Source organism: Sphingomonas sp. CFBP 13706, from assembly GCF_014842355.1.
GTDB classification, from domain to species: domain Bacteria; phylum Pseudomonadota; class Alphaproteobacteria; order Sphingomonadales; family Sphingomonadaceae; genus Sphingomonas; species Sphingomonas aerolata.
Map to the genome: position 1 here is coordinate 216,635 of NZ_JACYVM010000007.1, position 7,185 is coordinate 223,819.

Here is a 7,185-nt window from a genome sequence, read left to right on the forward strand (position 1 = left end):
CGGGAAAGTCCCCCGACTGGACCCCGGCCTTCGCCGGGGTGGTAGTAAGGAGGGTAGCGCCCACCCCAACTTGTTTCCCCGCAAAGGCGGGGATCCAGCTTTACCAAGGGCGCGCGTTGTGACTCCTGGACCCCCGCTTTCGCGGGGGAACAGGTCAGACCGCCGGCAACTGATCCAGCAGCTTGTCCAACGTAATCGGGAACTCCCGCACCCGGATCCCCGTCGCATTATACACCGCGTTCGCAACCGCCGCGCCCGCGCCCGAAATCCCCAGCTCGCCGATTCCCTTGGCGTGGATCGGGTTTGCATGGATGTCGCGCTCGTCGACGAAGTGGACGTCCATCTGCGGCACGTCCGCATTGGCCGGCACGTGATATTCGCCGAGATCGTGGTTCACCAGCTTGCCGGTGCGCGTGTCGTGGATCAGATCCTCGGTCAGCGCGGTGCCGATGCCGAAGGTCATGCCGCCCAGGCACTGCGACCGCGCGGTCTTCGCGTTGAGCACGCGCCCTGCCGCGAACGACCCGAGCATCCGCCGCACGCGCGTCTCGCCGGTGATGACGTTGACCGCGACCTCGGCGAAGTGCGCACCGAAGCCTGCCTGCGACGTCTCCTTCTCCTGCTTGCCCGGCTTGATATGCCCGGTCGCCTCGAGGCCCTTGCCGACCAGCTCGCCGATCGGCGTCGAACGGTTGTCGCCGATCGCCTTGCCGTCCTTCAGCGTCAGACCGTCCTCGTCGACGCCCATCGCCTTGGCGATCTTGCCGCGCAGCATCTCGCAGGCGAGGTAGACCGCGGTCCCCGACGAGGCCGCACCCCAGGACCCGCCCGAACCTGCCGCGGGGGGATCATTGGTATCGCCCAGCGACATGGTGATGTTCTCGACCGGGATGCCCAGGATCTCCGACGCGATCTGCGCGAGGATCGTGTAGCTGCCCGTGCCGATATCGGTCATCGCCGACGATACGGTCGCGGTGCCGTCGGGATGGATCTCGACCTTGGCGGACGATTCCATCATCATGTTGCCGCGCACCGCCGAGGCGACGCCCATGCCGATCAGCCACTCGCCCTCGCGGCGCGTGCCCGCCTTCTGCCGCTTGTCCCAGCCGAACCGGGCCGCACCCTCGTCGAGCGCGCGCGTCAGGTTGCGCGACGAATAGGGGACGTCCTTTTCCGGATCGATCCGCGGATCGTTGCGCTTGCGCAGCTCGATCGGATCCATGTCGAGCTTTTCGGCGAGCTCATCCATCGCACCCTCGAGCGCGAGCATCCCGACCGCTTCGCCCGGCGCGCGCATCGATCCCGACAGGACGAGGTTCACGTCGACCAGCTCATGCGTGATCAGCCGGTTCTCGCCGCCGTAGAGCAGGTGCGTGCCGATGCCGGCGGGCTCGAAATAATCCTCGGTCGACTGGTTCGACGCGAGCGTCTCGTGCCCGATCGCGGTCAGCTTGCCCTCGGCATTGGCCGCGAGCCGGACGCGCTGCTCGGTGTTCGAGCGACGCACGGTCGCCTCGAAGACCTGCGGGCGCGACATGACGGCCTTGACCGGACGGCCGAGCTGCTTGGCGGCGATCGCCGCCGCGACGCTCTCGGGCGCGATGCCAAGCTTCGACCCGAACCCGCCGCCGATATAGCGCGCGACGATCCGGACCTTCTTCTCGGACAGGCCGAGCGACTTGGCAAGCTGCTGCGCATCCGACGTCGGCATCTGATAGGCGCCGTACAGCGTCAGCGAGCCGTCCTCTTCCCATACCGCGGTCGAGGCGTGAGGCTCCATCGCCGCCGAATTCTGGCTCGGCGTGACATAGGTCGAATCGACCGTCACCGCCGCGTTGGCCATCGCCGTGTCGACATCGCCCTGCTTGAAATGCGCAGGGGCGGCATCGTCGGGGGGCGTCCGCGTCTCGTCGCGGTGCGCCGTGAAGTCATACTGGCCCTCCGCCTCGTCATAGACGATCGGCAGGCGGGCCGCCGCATCGCGCGCGACCTCGAAGCTCTCGGCGAGCACGATCGCGACGATCTGGCCGAAGAACGCGATGTCCTTGACGCCTTGCGTCGGTGCATCGGTCGCGCCGCCCTGTGCGGACACGCGGATGAACTGGTCGAAGTCGGTGACGACGTCGAGCACCCCGGGGATGCTCTTCACCGCGTCGACGTCGATCGACACGACCTTGCCCGCGGAGATCTTCGTGCCGACGAGCACGCCGTACGCCATGTCGTCGAACTGATATTCCGCCGCATAGGTCGCGGTGCCGCTGACCTTCAGCGGACCGTCGATCCGGTCGAGCGGCTTGCCGATGACGCCCTGAACGCCCGTATCCAGAAGACTGTCCGGATGCGGCTTGTCCATCGTCAGGCTGTTGGTGGTTCCAAAACCGAACATGTTTATGCTCCCGTTACGGTGCGCAGCGTCGCGATAAGCGTGCGACGCGCGAGGGGGATCTTGAAGTCGTTCGAGCCATAGCCCTTGGCATCGGCAAGCAATGCGGTCGCCGCGGCCTCGAAGGCCTCGTCCGACGGCGCCTTGCCGACCAGAGCGGCCTCGACCGCCGGATTGCGCCAAGGCATCGGCCCGAGCCCGCCGAACGCGAGCGAGGCCGACGCGATCACGCCGTCCTGCACATCGACCACGGCCGCGACCGAGACGAGTGCAAACGCATAGGACGCACGGTCGCGCACCTTGCGATAGGCCTGCTTGCCCTTGGGCGGCGCGGGCAGCTCGATATGCGTGATCAGCTCACCCGTCTCGAGCACGGTCTCGATCTCGGGCGTCGATCCCGGCAGGCGGTAGAACTCGTGTACCGAGATGCGCCGACGATCGCCGTCCGCCTTCAAGGTCACGATCGTCGCGTCGAGCGCGCGCATCGCGACCGCCATGTCGCTCGGATGCGTCGCGATGCACTGCTCGCTCGTGCCGAGCACCGCGAGGATGCGGTTGAAGCCGCCGATCGCCGAACAACCGCTGCCAGGCTCGCGCTTGTTGCACGCGGCCGCGGTGTCGTAGAAATAATAGCAGCGCGTCCGCTGGAGCATGTTGCCCCCGGTCGACGCCTTGTTGCGCAGCTGGCCCGATGCGCCGGCGAGCAATGCGCGGCTCAGCACCTCGTACTTGGCAACGACGCGGCGGTCGGCGGCAAGGTCGCTGTTCGGCACCAGTGCACCGATCGTCAGCCCGCCATCCTCGCGCTCCTCGATCTTCGCGAGATCGAGGCGGCTGATGTCGACGAGCGTGTCGGGCGTCTCGACCTGCAGCTTCATCAGATCGAGCAGGTTGGTCCCGCCCGCGATGAACCGCGCGCCGGTCGTCCCGGCGTCCCGGACCGCGGCCTCGGGGGTCGCCGGTTTCTCATAGGTGAAGGTCTTCATGCCACCATCTCCCCGCGCGCATCGGCGTCCATCGCCGCGTCCTTCTCGTCCGCGGACCGGCCCTTGGGCGCGGTGTCACCGACTTCGCGGATCGCATCGACGATGTTCGGATAGGCAGCGCAACGGCACAGATTGCCGCTCATCCGCTCCGAAATCTCGGCATCGTCGAACTTGGGATCGGTCAGGTCGCCCGACGCATGGCTGGCCCAGCCCTTCTTCACCTCGTCGAGCATGCCGACCGCCGAGCAGATCTGGCCCGGCGTGCAATAGCCGCACTGGTAACCGTCATGCCGCACGAACGCATCCTGCAGCGCATGGAGGTTGCCCGGCTGGCCCAGACCCTCGATCGTTGTGATCTCGTCGTCCTGGTGCATGACCGCGAGCGTCAGGCAGGAATTGACGCGGCGGCCGTTGATCAGGACGGTGCACGCCCCGCACTGACCGTGGTCGCAGCCCTTTTTCGAGCCGGTGAGGCCGAGATGCTCGCGGCACAGGTCGAGCACCGAGGTGCGGATATCGGGCTCGGCGTCATATGATTGACCATTGATCGTGAAATGCATGGGGTCGCCCCTTCTGGATCCGGGAAATATGAGGACTGAACGCCGATGCGTCGAATGGTTTCCTATTGCGATTGGCTCTCACGAATCGCCGCGCTGGTACTTGGCGTCGCCGGCGGGCAATCTGTTGCGATGACACCGAAAAATCCTCCCTCGACACCCCCGATCGTGATCGCGCACCGCGGTGCGAGCGGGCTCCGGCCCGAACATACGCTCGCCGCCTACGACCTCGCGATCGACCAGGGCGCGGACTTCATCGAGCCCGACCTCGTCCCGACGAAGGACGACGTGCTCGTCGCGCGGCACGAAAATGCGATCGCCGACACGACCGACGTCGCCGACCATCCCGAATTCGCCAGCCGCCGCACGACCAAGACGATCGACGGGCACAACCTCACCGGCTGGTTCGTCGAGGATTTCACGCTCGCCGAGCTGAAGACACTGCGCGCGAAGGAGCGGCTGCCGAAACTCCGCCCCGCCAACACCGCCTATGACGGCCGGTTCGAGATCCCGACGCTCGCCCAGATCATCGCGCTCGCCAAGCGGCGCTCAGGTGAGACGGGCCGCACGATCGGCATCTATCCCGAGACCAAGCACCCGACCTACTTCGCCGGCATCGGCCACCCGACCGACCTGCTGCTCGTCGCGCAGCTCAAGGCGGCAGGCTGGGACTCGGCGACGGCACCGGTGTTCATCCAGTCGTTCGAGGTGAAGAACCTCGAGCGCCTCCACGCGGTGACGCGGGTGCGGCTGATCCAGCTGATCGACGGTGAGGGCGGCCCCGCCGACGCTGCGCAGCCGAGCTATGCGGCGATGATCACGCCCGCGGGCCTGAAGGCGGTGGCGGGCTATGCGTACGGCATCGGCCCGAACAAGGGCATGCTGTGGGCGGGCACGACGCCGTCGCCGCTCGTCGCCGACGCGCATGAAGCGGGGCTGCGCGTCCATCCCTGGACCTACCGTGCAGAGAACATGTTCGTCCCCGACCGCTTCCGCCGCGGCACCGACCCCGCCGCGCACGCCGACATCGCCGCGGAGATCGACGCCGGGCTCACGCAAGGTATCGACGGATTCTTCACCGATTTTCCGCTATACGGGGCGCAGGCGCGCGATCGGCTGCGCGCGGGAGTGAAGTAGATGCGTAAGGTTCTTCCCGTTCTGGCGATCCTGCCCCTGATGACCGCAGGCTGCATCAGCACCGCGACGTCGATCGTGAAGGCGCCGTTCCAGGTCGCGGGCAAGGCGGTCGACTGGACCACCACCAGCCAGGAGGAATCGGACCGCAATTACGGCCGCAAGATGCGCAAGCAGGAGGCCGAGGAGGGCAAGCAGCGCAAGGAACTCGCCAAACGCTGCAGGAAGGACCCCCGGCGCGGCGAATGCGGGCAGTATCAGGGGTATCGCGCGGGGGAGTGATAGCCCCAAAAAGAAACACCACCCCGGCGAAGGCCGGGGCCCAGTTGGGAAACGGAAGTAACCTCGCGCTGCCCTCAGTCAGCAACGTCCCCCAACTGGGCCCCGGCCTTCGCCGGGGTGGTAAGGTGAAATCCCTCCCGCTTCCTGTTCTCCCGCGAAGGCGGGAGCCCAGTCTGGGTCCCCGCCTTCGCGGGGACACAAAGGGGGGGCAACCCTTCAAAACCACCACATCACCGTAGCCGGAAACGGCGTCCACCACCCGACCCGAACGCCCGCGAACCGCAACGCATCCCCCGTCCACGCATTGCACGTCGCCACCCCGCTATAATGCCCCCGCGCGTCGTAGAACGCATCATAACCGGCATAGCCCGGATAGGACCGCCCCCCCGGCCGGATCGTCGCCGCGATATACCCCGCCAGCCGCCGATACTCGCGCTCGCTCAGCATCACCGCGCGCACGTCGCCACCCGGCACCGGCGCGGCGAGATGCTCGACATGCAGCAGCACCGCGTCGCTGCCGGTCGCCGACGCCAGCACGGTCCGCAGCTTCACCTCCGCCCAGGTCGGCGTCTCGAGGAAGAACGCCTTCTCCCCCCAGCCGATCGCGAGGTGATCGGACGCGGCATAACGCGGGTCGCGCAGGTCACCGGGCCGGGCAAACCCGCGCCAGTCCACCCCGGCCGCGACCTTCGGGACGATGATCCCGGTATGCACCCCGTTGCTTTCGACGAAGATCCGCACGCCGCGCGGGGCCGCGCGCCAGTCGCGGTTGGTCGGGATCGCCCCGCCGACCAGCCCCGCCACCGCATAGCTCGCAGCCAGTGCGAGGACGACCGCAAAGATCCTTAACGACCAATGAATCCAGCGCGTTTCCGTTGTCATTCGGTCATGCTAGACGATGGCCATGCTAGAAGAAACGCACGTGCTCAGCACACCGCCCGAAGGGGCACCCGACTGGACGATCCCGCAAAACTGGTCGAGCTATACCGCCGAGGATCATGCGACCTGGGACACGCTGTTCGCGCGCCAGTCGAAACTGCTCCCCGGCCGCGCGTCGAACGCGTGGCTGCGCGGGCTCGACGTGCTGAAACTCTCGAAGCCCGGCATTCCCGATTTCGAGGAACTGTCCGAACGGCTGATGAAGCTCACCGGCTGGTCAGTCGTCGCGGTGCCCGGCCTCGTCCCCGACGACGTGTTCTTCGACCACATGGCCAATCGCCGCTTCGTCGCGGGCAATTTCATCCGCCGTCCCGACCAGCTCGACTATCTCCAGGAACCCGACGTCTTCCACGACGTATTCGGGCACGTGCCGATGCTCGCCGACCCGGTCTTCGCGGATTATCTGGCGGCCTATGGCCGCGGCGGCCAGCGCGCGCTCGGGCTCGACGCGCTCAAATATCTCGGCCGGCTCTACTGGTACACGGTCGAATTCGGCCTGATCGCAGAGCCCGAGGGGCTTCGCATCTACGGCTCGGGCATCGTCTCGAGCTTCGCCGAAACCCGCTTCGCACTCGACGACCCCAGCCCCAACCGCATCGCGCTCGACCTCGCGCGCGTGATGCGGACGGAGTACCGGATTGACGATTTCCAGCAGAATTACTTCGTCATCCCGAGCTTCGACGAACTGCTGCGCCTGACGGTCGAGACCGATTTCGCACCACTGTACGAGGAGCTGAAGGCCCAGCCCGACATCCCCGTCGCCCGGATCGAACCCGGCGACGTCGTACTGACGCACGGCACGCAGGCCTATGCGAAGGCCAAAGCCACACGCGCCGCATAATGCCACCACCCCGGCGAAGGCCGGGGCCCAGTTGGGATAGCGGTGCGATTCATGCGCGAAGGT

7 protein-coding genes are annotated in these 7,185 nt (G+C 66.9%); 3 read left to right on the forward strand and 4 right to left on the reverse strand.

All coding sequences use genetic code 11. The features are described from left to right. Window positions 1–154: 154 nt before the first annotated feature. The 3 genes from IFS44_RS14600 to IFS44_RS14610 are packed head-to-tail and all read right to left on the reverse strand — an operon-like array spanning window position 155 to window position 3,929. Window positions 155–2,386, reverse strand: coding sequence for a xanthine dehydrogenase family protein molybdopterin-binding subunit (locus IFS44_RS14600; RefSeq protein ID WP_192098947.1), 2,232 nt, complete (start codon window positions 2,384–2,386; stop codon window positions 155–157). A gap of 2 nt (window positions 2,387–2,388) precedes the next feature. Further along, window positions 2,389–3,369 (reverse strand): FAD binding domain-containing protein, encoded by a 981-nt coding sequence (locus tag IFS44_RS14605; protein ID WP_037530016.1) that lies wholly within the window; start codon window positions 3,367–3,369, stop codon window positions 2,389–2,391. After that, window positions 3,366–3,929: a 2Fe-2S iron-sulfur cluster-binding protein gene (locus IFS44_RS14610; RefSeq protein WP_081874216.1), complete on the reverse strand. Its 564-nt coding sequence runs from the start codon at window positions 3,927–3,929 to the stop codon at window positions 3,366–3,368. Before IFS44_RS14610 ends, IFS44_RS14605 begins: the two co-directional genes overlap by 4 nt. A gap of 129 nt (window positions 3,930–4,058) precedes the next feature. Here IFS44_RS14610 and IFS44_RS14615 point away from each other — a divergent pair, with 129 nt between their 5' ends. Then, window positions 4,059–5,063 carry a glycerophosphodiester phosphodiesterase gene (locus IFS44_RS14615; RefSeq protein ID WP_192098965.1) on the forward strand — a complete coding sequence of 335 codons (1,005 nt, stop codon included), beginning with the start codon at window positions 4,059–4,061 and terminating at the stop codon, window positions 5,061–5,063. Beyond that, window positions 5,064–5,342, forward strand: a complete 279-nt coding sequence (locus IFS44_RS14620) for a hypothetical protein (RefSeq protein ID WP_031396071.1) — start codon at window positions 5,064–5,066, stop codon at window positions 5,340–5,342. Between the two features lie 216 nt (window positions 5,343–5,558). Here the strand turns inward: IFS44_RS14620 and IFS44_RS14625 are convergent, their stop codons facing one another. Next, window positions 5,559–6,224 (reverse strand): TIGR02117 family protein, encoded by a 666-nt coding sequence (locus IFS44_RS14625; RefSeq protein ID WP_192098948.1) that lies wholly within the window; start codon window positions 6,222–6,224, stop codon window positions 5,559–5,561. 22 nt (window positions 6,225–6,246) lie between these two features. Between IFS44_RS14625 and phhA the strand changes: the two genes are divergently transcribed. After that, window positions 6,247–7,122, forward strand: coding sequence for a phenylalanine 4-monooxygenase (phhA, locus tag IFS44_RS14630; RefSeq protein ID WP_192098949.1), 876 nt, complete (start codon window positions 6,247–6,249; stop codon window positions 7,120–7,122). The last annotated feature ends 63 nt before the right edge of the window (window positions 7,123–7,185 follow it).

Coding starts and splice junctions, on each gene's coding strand:
- IFS44_RS14600 (WP_192098947.1), bottom strand. CDS start 2,386: ATGTTCGGTTTTGGAACCACCAACAGCCTGACGATGGACAAGCCGCAT.
- IFS44_RS14605 (WP_037530016.1), bottom strand. CDS start 3,369: ATGAAGACCTTCACCTATGAGAAACCGGCGACCCCCGAGGCCGCGGTC.
- IFS44_RS14610 (WP_081874216.1), bottom strand. CDS start 3,929: ATGCATTTCACGATCAATGGTCAATCATATGACGCCGAGCCCGATATC.
- IFS44_RS14615 (WP_192098965.1), top strand. CDS start 4,059: ATGACACCGAAAAATCCTCCCTCGACACCCCCGATCGTGATCGCGCAC.
- IFS44_RS14620 (WP_031396071.1), top strand. CDS start 5,064: ATGCGTAAGGTTCTTCCCGTTCTGGCGATCCTGCCCCTGATGACCGCA.
- IFS44_RS14625 (WP_192098948.1), bottom strand. CDS start 6,224: ATGACAACGGAAACGCGCTGGATTCATTGGTCGTTAAGGATCTTTGCG.
- phhA (WP_192098949.1), top strand. CDS start 6,247: ATGCTAGAAGAAACGCACGTGCTCAGCACACCGCCCGAAGGGGCACCC.